The sequence below is a fragment of the Bacillus sp. NTK074B genome (assembly GCF_017303375.1).
Lineage (GTDB): Bacteria > Bacillota > Bacilli > Bacillales > Bacillaceae_B > Rossellomorea.
In genome coordinates this window covers 135,247-151,372 of sequence record NZ_JAFKOH010000003.1, presented here as the reverse complement: position 1 = coordinate 151,372, position 16,126 = coordinate 135,247, and the positions used below count along the sequence as shown (strand labels likewise).

Annotated in this window: 19 protein-coding genes and 1 pseudogene; 18 read left to right on the top strand and 2 right to left on the bottom strand. The window is 39.4% G+C overall.

Annotation, left to right across the window (positions count from 1 at the left end; genetic code table 11):
- The first annotated feature begins 161 nt into the window (after nucleotides 1-161).
- The 3 genes from JI667_RS06725 to JI667_RS06715 are packed head-to-tail and all read left to right on the top strand — an operon-like array spanning nucleotide 162 to nucleotide 1,606.
- Nucleotides 162-557, top strand: coding sequence for a DUF4181 domain-containing protein (locus tag JI667_RS06725; RefSeq protein ID WP_206851383.1), 396 nt, complete (start codon nucleotides 162-164; stop codon nucleotides 555-557).
- Between the two features lie 31 nt (nucleotides 558-588).
- Entirely contained in the window at nucleotides 589-873 is a 285-nt protein-coding gene (locus tag JI667_RS06720; protein WP_206851381.1) for a hypothetical protein, read from the top strand.
- 52 nt (nucleotides 874-925) lie between these two features.
- Complete coding sequence (locus JI667_RS06715; RefSeq protein ID WP_206851379.1) at nucleotides 926-1,606, top strand: phosphopantothenoylcysteine decarboxylase; 681 nt, start codon at nucleotides 926-928, stop codon at nucleotides 1,604-1,606.
- 93 nt (nucleotides 1,607-1,699) lie between these two features.
- Here JI667_RS06715 and JI667_RS06710 read toward each other — a convergent pair whose 3' ends face one another.
- Nucleotides 1,700-3,091: a PLP-dependent aminotransferase family protein gene (locus tag JI667_RS06710; protein ID WP_206851377.1), complete on the bottom strand. Its 1,392-nt coding sequence runs from the start codon at nucleotides 3,089-3,091 to the stop codon at nucleotides 1,700-1,702.
- Nucleotides 3,092-3,197: 106 nt separating this feature from the next.
- On the opposite strand from JI667_RS06710, the gene JI667_RS06705 reads away from it, so the two are divergent.
- The 11 genes and pseudogenes from JI667_RS06705 to JI667_RS06655 all read left to right on the top strand — a co-directional run bounded on the left by JI667_RS06705 (nucleotide 3,198) and on the right by JI667_RS06655 (nucleotide 12,651).
- Nucleotides 3,198-4,124 (top strand): DMT family transporter, encoded by a 927-nt coding sequence (locus JI667_RS06705; RefSeq protein WP_206851375.1) that lies wholly within the window; start codon nucleotides 3,198-3,200, stop codon nucleotides 4,122-4,124.
- Entirely contained in the window at nucleotides 4,087-4,518 is a 432-nt protein-coding gene (locus JI667_RS06700) for a GNAT family N-acetyltransferase (protein ID WP_244668226.1), read from the top strand. Before JI667_RS06705 ends, JI667_RS06700 begins: the two co-directional genes overlap by 38 nt.
- Before the next feature lie 349 nt (nucleotides 4,519-4,867).
- Nucleotides 4,868-5,074: a hypothetical protein gene (locus tag JI667_RS06695; protein WP_206851373.1), complete on the top strand. Its 207-nt coding sequence runs from the start codon at nucleotides 4,868-4,870 to the stop codon at nucleotides 5,072-5,074.
- A gap of 195 nt (nucleotides 5,075-5,269) precedes the next feature.
- Nucleotides 5,270-5,824 (top strand): RNA polymerase sigma factor, encoded by a 555-nt coding sequence (locus tag JI667_RS06690; protein WP_206851372.1) that lies wholly within the window; start codon nucleotides 5,270-5,272, stop codon nucleotides 5,822-5,824.
- The gene (locus tag JI667_RS06685) at nucleotides 5,817-6,575 is read left to right on the top strand and encodes a hypothetical protein (protein WP_206851370.1); all 759 of its coding nucleotides are present in this window, start codon (nucleotides 5,817-5,819) and stop codon (nucleotides 6,573-6,575) included. The genes JI667_RS06690 and JI667_RS06685 overlap by 8 nt, the downstream gene beginning before the upstream one ends.
- A 1-nt stretch (nucleotide 6,576) precedes the next feature.
- On the top strand, nucleotides 6,577-7,452 hold the full coding sequence (locus JI667_RS06680; RefSeq protein WP_206851368.1) for an ABC transporter ATP-binding protein: 876 nt from the start codon (nucleotides 6,577-6,579) through the stop codon (nucleotides 7,450-7,452).
- 6 nt (nucleotides 7,453-7,458) lie between these two features.
- A complete protein-coding gene (locus JI667_RS06675; RefSeq protein ID WP_206851367.1) occupies nucleotides 7,459-8,721 on the top strand; it encodes a hypothetical protein in 1,263 nt (420 codons plus the stop codon).
- A gap of 11 nt (nucleotides 8,722-8,732) precedes the next feature.
- The gene (locus JI667_RS06670) at nucleotides 8,733-9,854 is read left to right on the top strand and encodes a hypothetical protein (RefSeq protein WP_206851366.1); all 1,122 of its coding nucleotides are present in this window, start codon (nucleotides 8,733-8,735) and stop codon (nucleotides 9,852-9,854) included.
- Between the two features lie 281 nt (nucleotides 9,855-10,135).
- Nucleotides 10,136-10,477, top strand: a pseudogene (locus JI667_RS06665) (ATP-binding protein); the annotation flags it as partial.
- A 106-nt stretch (nucleotides 10,478-10,583) separates the two neighbouring features.
- Nucleotides 10,584-11,837: an aminopeptidase gene (locus tag JI667_RS06660; protein ID WP_206851364.1), complete on the top strand. Its 1,254-nt coding sequence runs from the start codon at nucleotides 10,584-10,586 to the stop codon at nucleotides 11,835-11,837.
- Between the two features lie 262 nt (nucleotides 11,838-12,099).
- A complete protein-coding gene (locus JI667_RS06655) occupies nucleotides 12,100-12,651 on the top strand; it encodes a GNAT family N-acetyltransferase (protein ID WP_206851363.1) in 552 nt (183 codons plus the stop codon).
- Nucleotides 12,652-12,719: 68 nt separating this feature from the next.
- On the opposite strand, the gene JI667_RS06650 is transcribed toward JI667_RS06655, so the two are convergent.
- Nucleotides 12,720-13,646, bottom strand: coding sequence for a hypothetical protein (locus JI667_RS06650; RefSeq protein WP_206851362.1), 927 nt, complete (start codon nucleotides 13,644-13,646; stop codon nucleotides 12,720-12,722).
- A gap of 505 nt (nucleotides 13,647-14,151) precedes the next feature.
- On the opposite strand from JI667_RS06650, the gene JI667_RS06645 reads away from it, so the two are divergent.
- From JI667_RS06645 to JI667_RS06630, 4 genes are all read left to right on the top strand, one after another.
- Nucleotides 14,152-14,511 (top strand): hypothetical protein, encoded by a 360-nt coding sequence (locus tag JI667_RS06645; protein WP_206851361.1) that lies wholly within the window; start codon nucleotides 14,152-14,154, stop codon nucleotides 14,509-14,511.
- 159 nt (nucleotides 14,512-14,670) lie between these two features.
- On the top strand, nucleotides 14,671-15,243 hold the full coding sequence (locus JI667_RS06640) for a hypothetical protein (RefSeq protein WP_244668225.1): 573 nt from the start codon (nucleotides 14,671-14,673) through the stop codon (nucleotides 15,241-15,243).
- A 23-nt stretch (nucleotides 15,244-15,266) separates the two neighbouring features.
- The gene (locus JI667_RS06635; RefSeq protein WP_206851360.1) at nucleotides 15,267-15,530 is read left to right on the top strand and encodes a hypothetical protein; all 264 of its coding nucleotides are present in this window, start codon (nucleotides 15,267-15,269) and stop codon (nucleotides 15,528-15,530) included.
- 53 nt (nucleotides 15,531-15,583) lie between these two features.
- Complete coding sequence (locus JI667_RS06630) at nucleotides 15,584-16,054, top strand: GNAT family N-acetyltransferase (RefSeq protein WP_244668224.1); 471 nt, start codon at nucleotides 15,584-15,586, stop codon at nucleotides 16,052-16,054.
- The last annotated feature ends 72 nt before the right edge of the window (nucleotides 16,055-16,126 follow it).

Sequence of the window (16,126 nt, the reverse complement as noted above, 5' to 3'; positions counted from 1 at the left end):
AGAATTTTCCTTGAGTTGGATTTTATCATTTGAAATAATTGGTATTAGGAGGGATGCATTTGTCACATTCACATTAAGACAGACAAGGTAGAGGAAGTAAACGCTGTTTTGGGCAGATGGCTTGAGGATAAACACGGCCGTAAGCCAATCAGGGGGATATTATGTTTTGGATAAAATTTATTTCAATTGCCATCATTATATTCGTTATGATCTCAACCGTTAAATACCTATTAAGAAAACTGTTTAAACTGAAAAAAGTAAAAAGAAACTTCTTTTCCTATAACCATATTAACGAGACCCATCGCAAAGTTGAGAAGTCGGTGAGAGTTTTTACTGCCATCACTTTAATGACTTTATCCTTTCTTATAATCAATCATAAAGATTATATGAATGTCTACCTGTTGGGAGTCGTTGCGTTATTCGGTTTGGACTATTCTGTAAGAGCATTCTTCGAATTAAGATATAGTGAGTACCCTAAACAAGCTATTTTAACAGTAGCTGAGATGGTCATGATGTTAACAGCGGTTATAACCGTGTTTGGATTTTGGATTATGTAGGTGAAAAAGTGCCAGTTATAAAAAGGGGGAGATGTCTATCTGGTGGAATTATTATGGAGACGCAGTCATTTCGGTGGCAGTGCTGACAGCCATTCTGATATTGATTAGCATTCATTTCTTTAGAGCGAAAAGTAAAAGAGGGTTCGGGATTCCCTTAACTATTTTAATAGCAGGCTATCTATCCTATGTTATAGGTATTGTCTTTATCCGGGGATGGAACGGTATGGGATTTATCGTTTATGGCGTGATTATTATGGGGCTTGGTCTTATCTATTACGTTGGATTTGGGGTCTATAGAAAAATCAGGTACCGTTAGCCGGGGCAGGTCCCTAACACATAACAAAATGCATAAGGCAGTGGGTGTATCTATGAGTCAATTAAAAGGAAAAAAGATATTAATAACAAGCGGGGGGACCCTTGAAAAGTGGGACAATGTTAGAGGACACACTAATCTGGCAAAAGGTACGATGGGGTGTTATTTAGCTGAAGCAGCTTTGAAACAGAGTGCAGAGGTCATTTATTTACATGGCTATTTCGCGAAGCTCCCTGAAAATCGCCATAACATGCGACTTATTCCGTTCAAGGGTATTGATGATTTAGGAGAGAAAATGAAAACCATTGTTCAATCTGAACCTGTTGACGTTGTGATCATGGCAGCTGCCGGATCAGATTGGGTGGTTGATAAAGTATTGGACCAACAAGGGAATCTAATACTGGAAACAGGAAAGATGTCCAGTGATGAACCTCCAATCATTCATTTTAAGAAGGCTCCGAAAGTATTATCGAAAATAAAAAAATGGAATCCAGCCGTGTTACTGGTGGGATTTAAGTTAGAGCATACGGATGACCTGGATTATTTATTTCATAGGGCGAACCTTCGAATGGAGACTTCCGGAGCGGAACTTATGGTTGCGAATAAAACTGGTTCTCTTTATGGGGAGGAAGTAGAGCATTTTATCGTGTCAAAAGGTGAATCCCCACAGAAGTATGCCAGCAAAAAAGATGCGGCTGAGGGTTTGATACATATACTTGCGGAATATGTGAACTAAACATTGACATGATAATTGGGACTGAAATTAAGAGACATTTCAATCCAATCAGGCGTGCTTCCAAAGGGAAGTGCGCCTGAAATAATAATATCGTCACAACCAGGCCCTCGCCAGCCGAGAAACCCCGTCAACAATCTCTTCCTCAGTCAGATTCCCCAACCCTATCTGCACATGTGGATAGACAGGCTGCTCATTAACATAGTATCTGGAACATGGATACACGACGGCGCCCTCCTCAAAGGCATCCTCCAGAAGCTGCTCTTCACTTACATCTGTTTTCACTTCAATGATGATAAATATACCTGAGTTACCACCCTTTATAGCAATGGAATCCCCAAAGTGTTTGGTTAATTCATTGAGAAGTAGATTCATCTTCCGTTTATATAAGGCCTTCATCTTCCTTAAATGGGGGTACCAATGTCCTTCATTCATGAAAGAGGCCAGTGTTCTTTGATGAATGGCAGAAGCGGTTTGCTCTAATAAAGCCATTTTCTTTCTGTATTTTGTCATCAGTTCCTCCGGTAAGGCCATGTAACTGACTCTGATGGTTGGGATCAGCGCTTTGGAGAAGGTCCCCATATAGATCACCCTTTGAGTCGAATCGATACTCTGAAGGGAAGGTACCGGTTGGTGGATGTATCGGAATTCACTATCATAGTCGTCCTCGATGATATATCCCCTCACTTCGTTAGCCCACTGGATCAATTCGACGCGTTGGCTGACCGGAAGGGTCCCGCCGTAAGGAAAGTGATGGGTAGGCGTCAGATAGACCAATTGAGTGTCCGCTGAGACTAATTGGTCGACCATGATGCCATCATCTTTCGCGGGGATTGGGTGAACGGAGAAGGACATTAAGCTGAATAACTCTCTTGCCACATCATATCCAGGGTCCTCAACGGCGATTGAACGAACACTATCTTTCAGGAGTAGTGATACTAACACTAATAACTGTTGGGTACTGCCCCCGATAATAATCTGGTCCGCACTCGTTTTGACCCCTCTGGATTGAAACAGATAATCTTCCAATTCCATCCGCAACCATCTATCTCCCTGTTTATTTCCATACGAATACATGTCCTGATCTTTCATGACTTTATTTGTGAGCGTCCTCCATTTTTTGAGAGGGAAATTCGCTTCATCCACTGTTCCAAGCTTGAAATCAATGAGCCCGGGTTTCTTTAGGGCTTCAATAGGAGCAGATTGTTTCTTTGGGTCAAAGGCAAGCATGTCATCGGAAATCATTGCTTCCACATAATAACCCTTCTTGTTTTCACTGCGGATATACCCTTCTGATTGCAGTTGTTCATAGGCAACTTGTGTCGTATTCCGACTTACATTGAGCTGTTCAGCCAAACGCCTGACGGAGGGTAGCTTCGTATTTTTATCTATTTTGCCAGAAAGAATCTGAGTACGCAAATACTGATAGATTTGATGATACATTGGGATCTGGCTTTGCCGATCGATACTGAATAAAAGCTCAAACAACTTGGTTCCTCCAATCTGTCATGTCTGTTTATTGTAAACTGACCCTTTCGGAAATGACAGTGAAAATAAATAATGAGTGGAGAAAACAATTTATGGGGGCAATCATGTGACAAAGTTTTTATTTGGATTCTGTACAATCGTGTGGGGTTTGAACTTTATTGCGGTTAAGATTCAAGGGGATCCGGTCCCTTTAGAGCTATCGTTATTTTACCGCTTGACCATCACAACCCTTCTTTTTATGCTGCTTTTCTCCATAAGGAGACCTATACACATACTAGGGAAGAAAGATTATCTGACAGTCATTCTCTTTGGCTTATGCAATTTCGCATGGAGTTATTTATTCCTTTATTATGGAACGATCATGAGTTCAGCGGCTATCGTCACGATGATCTTTTCATTGAAAGTGGTGATGACACCGGCAGCCCTTGCATTAGTGAAGAAAGAGCCTATGAGCATACGAATAGCCATTGGAGGAGCACTTGGAATCATGGGCGTGTTTCTATTGTTATTTCCAACCCTGATGGAGGCTCCTGAAACGTTATCGGTTAAAGGAATTCTCTTCGCACTGACAGGAACCATCATCAAGTCTATAGGAGATGTATGTTCCTCTATCAATTCTGACAGAGGGATTGATCCAGTTTATTCGAATGTTATCGGATTTACCGCTGCAAGCATCTTCCTTGGGTCGGTGGTGTTTATGCAAGATACCAAGATGACGTTCCCTGTGATCCCTTCCTACTGGATGGCGGTTGTGTATCTCTCATTGTTTGCTTCCTTTTTCGCCTGGCTGTTTTATTTGAAATTGGTGAGCGAAATGGGAGCCGGGAAGAGTGGCTATATGGTGGCGTTATTTCCTGCTGTTGGTGGTGCTGCCTCAGTCATCATTGGTGAGACGGAACTGAACGTATGTTTAGTGGCGGGATGCTTGGTATCGTGCCTGGGGGCTTTTATTGCATTGAAAGCTAATAAGAAACAGACAGAAGGGGGAAATAACATTGGGTGCTATCACCATCAAACAATTAGTAACCGATGAGGAGTGGATACATTCATTTGAGGTCATGAAACAGTTAAGATCAGATTTGACGCTTGAAAGGTATATGGAGCTTGCTCATGATATGAGGAAAGGGGGGTATCTATTGTTTGCATTGTTTGTTCAGGATGACATCGTCTCCTTGGCCGGTGTACGAAAATCGATTAATTTCTATAACAAGCATCATTTATTCGTCTATGATTTGGTTACAAGTCCGACTCAGCGATCAAGGGGTCACGGGGAGAGGTTGTTGGAATACATCCATTCCTATGGGAAAAGGGCTGGAGCAGAGTACGTCGCGTTAGAGTCAGGGATCATGAGAAGTGAGGCTCACCGCTTTTATGAAAACAAGATGGGATATGAGAAGTGGTGTTATTCTTTTAGGAAAAAAATCTAACAGTGTGGTGAGAAATGGATATGTTGGCGAGAGAATAAAATACTGTCTTCTTCTGTAAAGTAATCATTTGTATGGTGGTTTCATACTCTGCTTCATATTGCAAAAAGTAAAAAGGTTTGTAATAATGGGTATTTGTGGAAAGTGAAATTTATTCAATTAATAGGTTGTGAATGGAGGTAAAGGCAAAAATGAAACATTATTTAACAAAGTAAAATTCACGACTGGAGTTGCTTTAATTGTTTGCAATAATAAATTCGCAGACTTAGTACACGGTAATATGAAAAACTAGAATAAGAACCCTTTCCAGTTGAACACTGCTCCAAAAAAAATCATAGAAAGTGGTGGTTTTATGTTTTTACTGGTATCCGCACAATCAACATCCACCATCAATACAGGTGATATTATTTTTCAGATATTTTCTTTTCTATTTCTTTTGGCTATTCCAGCAGTCATTATTTTATTAGTAGTTGTTTTAAGAAAAAAAAATAATAGGCTGAAACGTGTTGAGGAAAAAGCAGATAAACTTCTGAAAGATAAGGAAAGGGATAAACGATAATACTCTGCACACAAAGAATTTCTCCTTCTTGCTAAAAAGACTCGAACATGACGAGTCTTTTTTATTTCATTATTTATTACCTAAGAAATACATCCCCTTCCCCCCAACACCGAATTATATAAGGTAAAAAAATTTTCTTTTTTAAAAACTTTTTTCATATTCCATACGAATATATGGATAGAAGGCAGTGAGAGTATGAACATAGAAGAACGATGGATTAAAAGAATAAAAAAAGGCGGAAGCCAGGATGCGGCTAATGAATTGATTTCGAAGTACTACAGGGAAATGTACGGGTTCGTCTACAAACAGACAATGGACTCGGAACTTTCCTATGATCTGACCCAGGAAATCTTTATCAGTGCCCTTAAATCAATAGGGAATTATGATGCCAAGAAGGCTTCATTCCGTACTTGGCTTTATAAGGTTGCTTCAAACCGTGTGGTGGATTACTTTCGTTCCCGAAATTATCAATATAGGAAACTGACTGAACCGTTGGAGGGGAAGGACCTTGAAGAAAAAGGGGAGTTGACCATTCGACTTGAGTATAAAGAGGAAGTCGAACAAGTTGTAGAGACCGTCAGCAAGCTTGATACGGGTATGCAACAGATAGTCAGATTGAAGTTGTTTGGGGAATATACGCTCAAGGAAATTGCGAATCTCTTGGAAATCCCCCTTTCCACTGTGAAGACGAGATACTATGCCGGGATCAAATTAATTAAAAAAGAAATGGAGGTGCATCTACATGACTAAAGAAAAATTCCGTATTCAAATGCCTGAAGATGAGAGGGTTGAAAGGGAAATCCACACCATCATCCGGTTAGGAATGAAGAAAAAACAGTCCTTTCCCCAGTTTATGTGGAAGATGCAGAAGGAGCTGGGGTTCCGGTATCTGTTTGTAAGTCAGAAGGACGGAATCATCATGACAATGTCCATCATGCTGATCCTCACGCTCTTCGTTTCTATGATGACAGAAGGAGCGGGTCCAGGGGAAAGCATCTATGGAGCGATATTTATGATATCACCGCTGCTCTTTATGGCATTATCCCTATATGATCTTTTTGTGAAAAAGCAGAGCGAAGTGTTTGAAGTGGAGATGACGGCTAAGTTTAACCTTTATCAGGTATCCGCTTTTCGAATGCTTCATTTCAGCATCCTCTCTATCCTGATGAACACACTTATTATTGCTTGCTTGATATGGAGTGGTCACTCAGTTGAAATCTTAAGAGCACTTCTGATTTCTACAGCGTCTTTGTTTTTGTTCTCATCATTTTATCTGGTGGTCTTCATGAAGGGGAATTCAGGAATTTCAGTACTGAAGGTCGTTGCTGGGTGGTTGATCGTCAATATCGTACCAAATGGGATTAATCCCGAAGTATACTGGCAATTTCTAAATTCCCTCCCTGCGTTTGTATACGGAATCGTACTGGCAGGAAGCATTGCCTGCTATTTATATTACTTGAGTAAGCTGGTCCGCATGAGGCCGGTGGAGGGAGTGTTGTGACATGTTAGTCGTGAAAGATGTAAGGAAACAATACGGTGATTTTACAGCCCTGGATGAAATCAATCTTGAATTTGGACGGGGGATTTACGGACTTCTTGCTCCGAATGGTGCCGGTAAAACGACGTTGATTAAAATGCTCGTCACCCTCATTTCCACTACAAAAGGTGAAATTCTTTACAACGGAACAAATATTGTTGAGCTGGACGAAGAGTACCGGGATATCCTTGGATATTTGCCGCAGCATTTCGGCTTTTATAAGCACTACACACCAAAGAAGTATTTAATGTATCTTGCTGCATTGAAAGGGATGGATAAGAAGACGGCCACATCCCGGATTGAGGAGTTGTTGGAAAGTGTGGCACTGAAGGATGTCGGCGATAAGAAAATGAGGAAGTTTTCTGGTGGGATGATCCAGCGAGTAGGCATCGCCCAGGCCCTCCTGAATGATCCGAAGATTTTGATCTTGGACGAACCGACAGCAGGATTAGATCCAAAGGAACGGTCTCGCTTCCGCCGGATTCTGACCAGTCTGTCCAGAGATCGCTTGATCATCATCTCCACTCATATCGTATCTGACATCGAGTCCATTGCGAATCAAGTCATTATGATTAAGAAACAGAAGATTTTATTTAACGAATCTGCACGTGCTATTTGTGAAACCCTGAAGGAGGAAATTTATGAAACGCTGATTTCCAATGAAGAGCTTGAAGCCTTCAGGAATAAGTACGTGCTTCTTGGTGAAAAGCAGGAAGAGGGCAACGTACGGGTGCGCTTTGTACATAAAGGGGAACGTAATCAGGACTGGATAAGCGTCTCACCACACCTTGAAGATGTCTTCTTGTATGAATACCGAGATCGATTGCAGGAAGAAGGATAAGTGTACATGCGAATGATAATGTTGGAATGCAAAAAGGCCCTCTCTTCTCCGATCATCCTTGGGCTACTTCTCCTATTCCTTGGTTGGAACGTCTTTTATATCTTTGACATCTCTGAATTCAAAGAAGAGCTCGGTGTGGTGAATGAAATTTCGGAAACGTACGGTGCCAACATAACGGAGGATTCACTAAAAGAACTCAATCAGGAGATCTCATCTGACTTGGAAGGGTTAAATGCTATTACTCAAAAGAAGTCAGGTGAGAGTTATAAGCATGCCGGCGACTTGTTTGCAGACTTGAATAACGGAGTTCACCCCCTTTACACCGATGATGAACTCCAGTCTTTTTATCTTATTCATCTTAAGGAAATGTATTCGAATCGTGCACGGTTCATGGATCAGTCCTATGCTACATTCGATATTAAAAAGATGGGTGAAAACCAAATCGATGGATTTGGTCTGACGGATGCTGCGGCCAACATGGTGAGGAACGAGTTTGATGCATTCTCAGGTAGATTTGAAGAATTAAAGGAGAATGGAGAATACAAAGAGTGGTTTTTCGAAGGACAGCAATATGCGATCCACGGCCTCCTATTTAAGAAGGTGTTTAGGCATATCATCATTGAGTCTATGATTATTGTTGTCCTTTCAACGGCACTTATTGCCAATTTCGAATTCGAGAATGGAACGGGACTTGTTACTTTTGTAACGAAGAGAGGCAGGAAGTTGATGATCGATAAGCTCAACGCTGCTTTAATGACATCTTCTATCATGACATTCATGATACTGTCCGTGACGCTCGGCACGTACTTTCTCCTATTTGATTATTCTCATCTTTGGAAAAGCTCGATCAACAGCGGCTTTAATTGGGAGACTCAGTTTCCATATGTTTCATGGTGGGATTTGTCCTTTAGCACCTATTTGATTCTGGCCGTCATGGTTACATATGTGTGTATGCTATTGTTCACTGTCCTCACCTTCAATCTTTCCATCAAGTTGAAAAACAGTTATTTCACCATGATTGCTTTCTCAGTCTTCTTCATCTTAATGATACTATTACAAGGCTTCGTTCCGGGTTCCTCCGTATTCAAGATCCTCACGGGGTTCAACTTGTCGGTACTCGTCCTGAATCCACATCAATGGTGGATGGCGACAGGTGGTTTGACGATGTTCAAATACTATGAAGTCCAGACGCTCATGGCGTGGACCGTGTTCATTGCGGTGTTTTGCTATGGTTCCATGAAAAAATTTATGAAGGAAGAGATCTTATAAGGAGAAATGTTATGAACATTGTTTGGATGGAAATAAAAAAAATTTTCAATTGGAAGATCCTACTCGTGCTCATGTTTATTAATGTGGTGCTCTACTATTTTTTGATTCATTTTCATATTGAAGTCTTTCCAAATGGTCGGCCGGCACTGGATTCTTACCGGATTGGGAGCGAAATGGTCGACGAGTACGGACCCAGCATGAATGAATCCGAAAGATCCGACTTTCGAGAGCGATACAAAGTGGAAGTCCAAAAAGCAGATGAGTTTATCCAGACAAGGGAGGATTTCAAAGAAGCAGGAATACAATCGTACGCTGATTTCAAAGAGTATCATGGAAAACTGCATGATAAAATTTTCTTTGAAGAGGGGGTAAACCTGTTCTGGGAGCTTCAGGTGCGGGAATCCTTACTTGAGTTCCAACGTAATCAAGAAATGATGATGAAAAATAAATTCAGCATGGCTAATGCCTCTCAGAAAAAGCAGTTGAGAAGCTTGCAAGAGTCGAGACAGGTTAATCTTTATCCAGAGGTATCTTTAACGAACATGGAAGAAATCTTCAGAGGCATTGCCACCGTTGTTTTGATAAGCGTGGTTCTCGTTGTTTCACCTGTGTTCCTTAGTGACAAAAACAAGAGGATGCCGGAACTTCAGTACACCACGAAGACAGGAAGACACGTGTTCCGAAGAAAAATGGCAGCAGGCATGTTATCGGCTTTCATTGTAATGACTGTTTTACTTGGCGTCTATTTAAGTTTATATTCCTTAAATGATCCTTCAGCTTTTTTTGACATTCCTATCAATTCATTCATTGGCAGCCACTATTGGTATGACATGACGTTTATCCAATACATTGTTCTATCCATTATCGCTATTTATGTAGTAGGATTTATTCTCTCAGTGGTTTCCTTGGCAATATCGAATCTTGTCCCGAACTTCATTAGTCTGATTGGGGTCCAGGTTCCTCTCATATTAGCTCTTCTCATATTTGGATTAAAATATATGATTTCTCTGATAGTGAGCTTGTGGCTCCCCGTGTGGCTGGTCCCGGTACTTTATGGAATCTTTACTGTACTGGCCGTCTTGATTGCCAGGTGGTTATGGTTGAGGGAGAAGAAGGTGGATATTGTGTTATAGGTATGGATTTAACGAAATAGATTGAACCAGGCAGCTGTTTCTAACAGAAGAAAAAATACCTGGAGAATGGGGAATAGCAGTCTAACTTGATATGAGTTAGGCTTGCTATTTTTCTATGTTTAGTAAATGAACAAATAGTTAATCTCTATATAGATAATTGATGATATGATTGAAAATAATGGGTATTCCGTTTGGTGGATAACAAGAGCAAAATATGAAAATCGAAACATTTACAAGTGAAGGAGCGTCTAATGTATAAAGGCTTTAAAAAAGGAGGCTCCATGAAGAGATTAGCGATCATCACGGTAGGTAAAACACATAGCGGAAAAACGACTTTCGCAAAGACTTTAGAAAATAAGTTAAACCATTCATTCATAATGGAACAGGACAATACGGCTGATTTTCTTCATACATATTATCAAAAGCTATTACCCAAACAAGGAGCTAATACTTTAAAACATTCAATCTCTAAGGTGATTGTGGACTACGCTAAAGAATATACGGACTGCCACATTATCGCCTGCAGTGCTAATCGCACCAGAAAAGGGAGAACGTATTTGCTGGAAGACATATATGATAAACATGAGTTTGTCAGGATTCTGGTTCACTTTGATATCCCGGACATTGATCCGGCTAGTGTCTATTTTTAATTATTGCACAGTAGTTTAGTTTAAGTAGGTCAGGGTCCTGTAGTAAAACTTTATAAGAACATCACTGGGGAGATATTAAATGATTAAAGGAATATATGATTTTATAAGTGAAGCACAGTTAAAAAAGTATGCAGAACTTGCTGTGCGAGCTGGCGTGAATCTTCAAAAAAATCAATTATTGATTATTCATAGTGATATACAAAACGCTGCGTTTGCACGTCTAATCCAAACGGCAGCCTACGAGGCAGAAGCTTCAAATGTGTTTATAGATTGGACAGATGAACAGTCTGCCAAAGAATTCTACCTACATGCAGCAGATAGTGTCATCGATCACTTTCCTGATTGGCAGGCTGCCCGCATTAAGGAGTGGGACGATGCAGGTGCTGCTTACATCCATATTATATCTGAAAACTTAGAAGTCTTTAAGGAGGTTGCTACAGAAAGAATAAGTCGTTTTCAGAAAGCTTCCCGCACCAAATTGAAGGAGTATCATGCGAAAATCAGATCACACGAGGTACGCTGGTGTCTTCTGGCTGTTCCGTATGAGGCATGGGCAGCTAGAGTATTTCCCTACCTAAGTACAGAAGAAGCTATACAAGCATTATGGAGATTAATTTTAAAAGGATCTCGTGCAGATGGGGAAAATCCTCTAAAAGAATGGGAGAGTCACCATAGAGCCTTTGAGTCTTGCAAAAAAGTCCTAAACGAGAGCCAATTTAAAGCCTTGCATTTTACAAATAGCCTTGGAACTGATTTATTAGTCGGTCTGCCTAAAGATCATCTTTACATCGGTGGTGGTGTCACAGATAAAAATGGAATTCCTTTCTTTCCGAACATTCCCACTGAAGAGATATTTACTGCCCCACATAAACACAAGGTGAATGGCAAATTGGCAGGTACTAAACCGCTTATCTATGGGGGAAGTGTCATTGATGATTTTTATCTGATTTTTAAAGATGGACGGATTACCGATTATTATGCCGCTAAGGGACAAGAAGTGTTGCAAAATCTCATCGAAACAGACGAAGGTTCACATTATCTAGGTGAAATTGCCTTGGTCTCTAATAAATCCCCCCTTGCTCAGGCAGATACTCTTTTTTACAATACCTTGTTCGATGAAAATACTGCCTGTCATATTGGAATCGGAAATGCATCTCCATCCAATTTTCAAAATGGTATTGACCAATCTGAGGAAGAATTGAAGGCAGCTGGTCTGAATACTTCGCTTTTGTTAGTCAATGTGACCTTTGGTACCGAAGATATGAAAGTAGTGGGAATTAAAGAAGGTGGAACTGAAGTCCTGCTAATGAAGGATGGGGATTTCCAATTCTAAATCGGCTTCAACTTAAAAACAGAGAAAACTAATTTCTGGTGGATTATATACTTAGTGCTAGTTATAGTGAAAACAAACTGTCAGTATTCCTGTAACAAATGAAGATTTAGGGTTATGTTTGTGAAAGGATGTACTTAAACAAACGGGGAATAACCGGAGATGTGTTAATTGTTTAAACTACAGTTCTTATTCAATGGGAGGTTAATTGAATAAAAAAAGAGTATATAAAATAATCTACTATTAATAGAGAGAAGGAAAATAAATGAAAAAAGAGTTTCCGATAATTGAAACCGAAAGATTAATCTTAAGAGAAGTAACTACCGAGGATGCCAACGATATGTTTAATTACTTATCTGATAAAGAAGTTGTAAAGCATATGGGGCTAGAGCCTTTCCAAACAGTTAAGGATGTTTGGGATGAAATTAATTGGTATAACTCTATTTTCAAAGAAGGCACTGGCATTAGATGGGGAGTTACTTTAAAAGATTATGGAAACATGATAGGAAGTTGCGGCTTTCTGAATATGGTTACCAAACATCATCGAGCTGAAGTTGGCTTTGAATTAAGTAAAGATTACTGGGGGAAAGGAATAGCTAGTGAAGCATTAGAATCAGTTGTTAAATGTGGGTTCAGTCACTATCAGTTAGAAAGAATTGAAGCTTTGATAGAACCTGCAAATCTCCCGTCACAAAAATTGGTAGAAAAGCAAAGGTTTACAAGAGAGGGGTTGCTAAGACATTATGAATATTCTTGTAGTAAATTTGATGATTTGTATATGTACTCAATCTTGAAAGGAGACCTAAACCTTAGTTGAATAAGACTTCTTCAAAATTTGAAAAATAGCCGATTCCTGTTTGGGAATCGGCTATTTTTGTTTTTTCATTATTTTATGTTTTCTTCAAACAATTCTTCAAAGTTATCAGGTATGGCGTGGCCCATTCCTTCAATAACTATTAATTTATAAGGAATATTGTATTTTTCAAAAATAGGTAATGCATCCAACACGTTATGATAAAAATAATCTTTATCTCCTGTGATAATTACCAATTTAATCTTTTTTATTTGATGATTTTTCATTTTTTTTTCAAGAGTTTTTAGGTCAGATAGAGTGGGCACTATCGCAATTACTGTATCGTAATGTGTATTGGGTTCTAGGTACATTTTAATCGCTGTATCTGCTCCTTGGGAGGCTCCGAATATAATCCTATTTTTAATAGTCGTTTCAAACCTATCTTTTAGTTCCATTTGTGCATGATCGATATCCGTTTTAGCCTGATCGTAATTATCCCAATGATAGCAGCCATTACTAAACAATTGAGAGGATTGAACGAAGGAAAATAGATATTTGTCCTTTAATTTGTCTGTAACTATTTGCTCTGAAAAGTCTAAGGCATTTGAATTTTTCCAGTGTAAAGCTGTGACAGAAGTTTCAGATTTATTATTTCCTAAAGTATGAAGTAACGATCTTGAATTTCTTTTATGAAAATGATATAATTCTTCGCTTCTTTGAATGATTTCTGCAAACTCTTCTGATTCCTGAATTAAGGACAAATCAGAATCATTTGTTAATATGCTTGGATTCCAGTAAGAACCTTTATTTAATACTTCCTTTAGTTCTGAGAGAGCTTTCTCTTTATTATCTTGTATACAATGAATACCTGCTAGCCAATGTCCTATTCGATCAGCTTTATTTGTAAAAATCTTCTTCGCATTCTCTAAATCCGATATTGCCTCTTTATACTTCTCTTCTTTAATTAAGTCGATTGCAAATTTTTGTAATATTAAAAAGTCTAAAAAAGTATTTTTCATATTTTCTCTCCCCTTTTAATTATAGAGTAATTCAAATTACTCTATAACGCAATGAAAATGTAGATTTCGCCTCAATGAAATAATGTGCGGGAGAATAGTTAAGGGTATCTTTTCACTTAAACTAATGGGACATTAACTGAAGACCAAATTGAAGATAAAGTCGTACAGCCTTTTGCAAGCGGTTTTGAAGTGTGAAATGAAGGAAGAATTTCACAAATAAGAGGAGTACAAACGATATTTCAACCCCTCTCTTTATTCAATTGCACCCTAAACAAGGATTTCCACAATATATTGATTTAACCTACTCGATATTGTTAAAGAATCCAAAGCCAGAATTCATCACTATGAGTATCATTAAGCCTTATATGTTGGGTTCGAGCATCTCAAAACGGAATCCATTAATCGATGCGGTAAGGCTCTTTTATTGGGGGGTCTTGATGAAATTAGAAAAATTTGAAATAATTGGTGTTCGGAGTTAGTGTGATTTATTGAAAGGGGGATTCCTATGAAGCAATTCTCGCTCAACAACGTTTCTCAAATCTTTTTAGGCGTATGCATTGTAGCGGGAGCATGGATGATTTCAGATGCCATATATGAAAACGGCTCCCAAAAGACGAATGAACGAGTTTCCGTGAGCATGAATACAACAGAGCAACCTCAGTTGATGAATGGTTTGGAATTAAAAAGGTACTTAGGCATAAATGACGAGCAATTAAACATGATTTATCCCAGAAAAGAAGATGGTGTAGTGACAAGCAATATTCCTTACATAGAATTGGGGTATGAATACTATTTCCCCGTTAAAGCAATTGACCGATGGTTAGCGGATATGGAAGTGGAAACATTTCGGGATAAGAGGGATTAACCTGTTTAGACCATTCACATGCTGCCGTTTTACAATATGGTGTATATGAATGGTCTTTCATAAGACCGTTTTTCTATCGCTCCTCCTCTCCTTGTTTAAAGATTCACAGAAAGGCTAACAACATTGTTCATGGTAAACAAAAAACAGTTAGAAAAGAGGATGATGACCATTAAAAAAATTGTTTCACTTACTATACTCACACTCATCGCCCTATTGTCCGCATGTTCCAATCCTCCCACCTTTGAAGAATTCTTCGATGATAAAATGGAAGAACTATCAAAGGACCGTGATAATCAAGATGATTATTCCTACTCTCTCGTTCATAAAGAGGAAAGTGTCGTCCAATCAAATGACGCGATTGCCGTATTCACAGAACATAATCCACGTGGGGAGCAGATCTTCATCGCCTATTTTACACAAGAGGATGGCGAATGGGAGTGGAGACATACAAAAGGAGCAGAATGGGATACACCTGTAAAGTGGTCAGCCATGCACCAGGAACCGTATATTTATTCCGGGGCAATTAGTGATTCTTCGATTAAAGAAGTATTTGCAGGAAGAAAGAAAGCCAACATTATCGAAGTGGAAGGTGATAAACGGTTTTGGTATGCCGTCAGTGATGAAAAGGATGTAGAAGTGAAGATGGTGATGGAAGACGGAACACAAGAGGTTGTGGAGGAATTAGATGATGAGATGTTAAAGGAATCGACGGATCGGTCTAATAAAAGGTAAAAGATTAGTAGAGGAGGGGTTCAATGAATCTTAGACTATATCGGCTCATTCATCTTGTCATAACCGGAGTCATCACGATACCCATTACTCTTTTTATGGCAAGTGGAGGGTTAGGGGAGAATTATACCGATCATACATTTCTTTACCCTGGGTTTCTACTCATTATAGGAGTATGGATCATCGGTTCTGTGCTTTCTTTTATTAGAAAATCAGCAGTATTGGGCTTAATCATCAGTGCTTTACCGGCATTGTACTTCATTGGGAACATTCTTTTCATATTCATATAAAGACGATTATTTAAAGATAAACCAAGACGGGTGTCATCATGGAGGAGAATAGATTGAATTTACATATCAGAGAAGCTACCAAAAACGATTATGATGCAGTTCATCGAATACAAAGACAAGTGCACGAAATGCATACAGAGAAAAGACCAGATCATTACCGGATGGCAGACACCACGTTAGACCAGGAGTATTTTAACAGTTTAATGGATGGAGAAAACACGAATGTATTCGTATTAGAAGAAGAACAGCCCATCGCCTATACCATCATCACGGTCAAGAATACCGCTGAAAGGCCTATCCTGATTCCTAAGAAAGTGGTCTATATGGACGACTTTGGTGTGGATCAGACGTTCAGAGGAAAAGGCTTGGGGAAAAGGTTCTTCGGGGAAGTAGTGGAGTACGCTAAGACGATTGGTGCAGATTCACTGGAGTTAGGCGTGTGGGAGTTTAACGAAGATGCGATTAAATTCTATGAATCCATGAATCTAAAGACTAAATCAAGGCTGATGGAAATCCGTTTATAAGATTCTCTCAAGCTTTCAGAATTAGGGGAGGGACTTCAAATTGGGGAGCCAAGGGGACAGGTACGTTGGGTC

What these genes read in the sequence shown, in the direction of transcription:
- JI667_RS06650 (WP_206851362.1), bottom strand. Translation starts at nt 13,646, where the DNA reads ATGAAAAATACTTTTTTAGACTTTTTAATATTACAAAAATTTGCAATC.
- JI667_RS06640 (WP_244668225.1), top strand. Translation starts at nt 14,671, where the DNA reads ATGATGACCATTAAAAAAATTGTTTCACTTACTATACTCACACTCATC.
- JI667_RS06655 (WP_206851363.1), top strand. Translation starts at nt 12,100, where the DNA reads ATGAAAAAAGAGTTTCCGATAATTGAAACCGAAAGATTAATCTTAAGA.
- JI667_RS06635 (WP_206851360.1), top strand. Translation starts at nt 15,267, where the DNA reads ATGAATCTTAGACTATATCGGCTCATTCATCTTGTCATAACCGGAGTC.
- JI667_RS06725 (WP_206851383.1), top strand. Translation starts at nt 162, where the DNA reads ATGTTTTGGATAAAATTTATTTCAATTGCCATCATTATATTCGTTATG.
- JI667_RS06715 (WP_206851379.1), top strand. Translation starts at nt 926, where the DNA reads ATGAGTCAATTAAAAGGAAAAAAGATATTAATAACAAGCGGGGGGACC.
- JI667_RS06645 (WP_206851361.1), top strand. Translation starts at nt 14,152, where the DNA reads ATGAAGCAATTCTCGCTCAACAACGTTTCTCAAATCTTTTTAGGCGTA.
- JI667_RS06675 (WP_206851367.1), top strand. Translation starts at nt 7,459, where the DNA reads ATGCGAATGATAATGTTGGAATGCAAAAAGGCCCTCTCTTCTCCGATC.
- JI667_RS06695 (WP_206851373.1), top strand. Translation starts at nt 4,868, where the DNA reads ATGTTTTTACTGGTATCCGCACAATCAACATCCACCATCAATACAGGT.
- JI667_RS06680 (WP_206851368.1), top strand. Translation starts at nt 6,577, where the DNA reads ATGTTAGTCGTGAAAGATGTAAGGAAACAATACGGTGATTTTACAGCC.
- JI667_RS06660 (WP_206851364.1), top strand. Translation starts at nt 10,584, where the DNA reads ATGATTAAAGGAATATATGATTTTATAAGTGAAGCACAGTTAAAAAAG.
- JI667_RS06670 (WP_206851366.1), top strand. Translation starts at nt 8,733, where the DNA reads ATGAACATTGTTTGGATGGAAATAAAAAAAATTTTCAATTGGAAGATC.
- JI667_RS06690 (WP_206851372.1), top strand. Translation starts at nt 5,270, where the DNA reads ATGAACATAGAAGAACGATGGATTAAAAGAATAAAAAAAGGCGGAAGC.
- JI667_RS06720 (WP_206851381.1), top strand. Translation starts at nt 589, where the DNA reads ATGTCTATCTGGTGGAATTATTATGGAGACGCAGTCATTTCGGTGGCA.
- JI667_RS06685 (WP_206851370.1), top strand. Translation starts at nt 5,817, where the DNA reads ATGACTAAAGAAAAATTCCGTATTCAAATGCCTGAAGATGAGAGGGTT.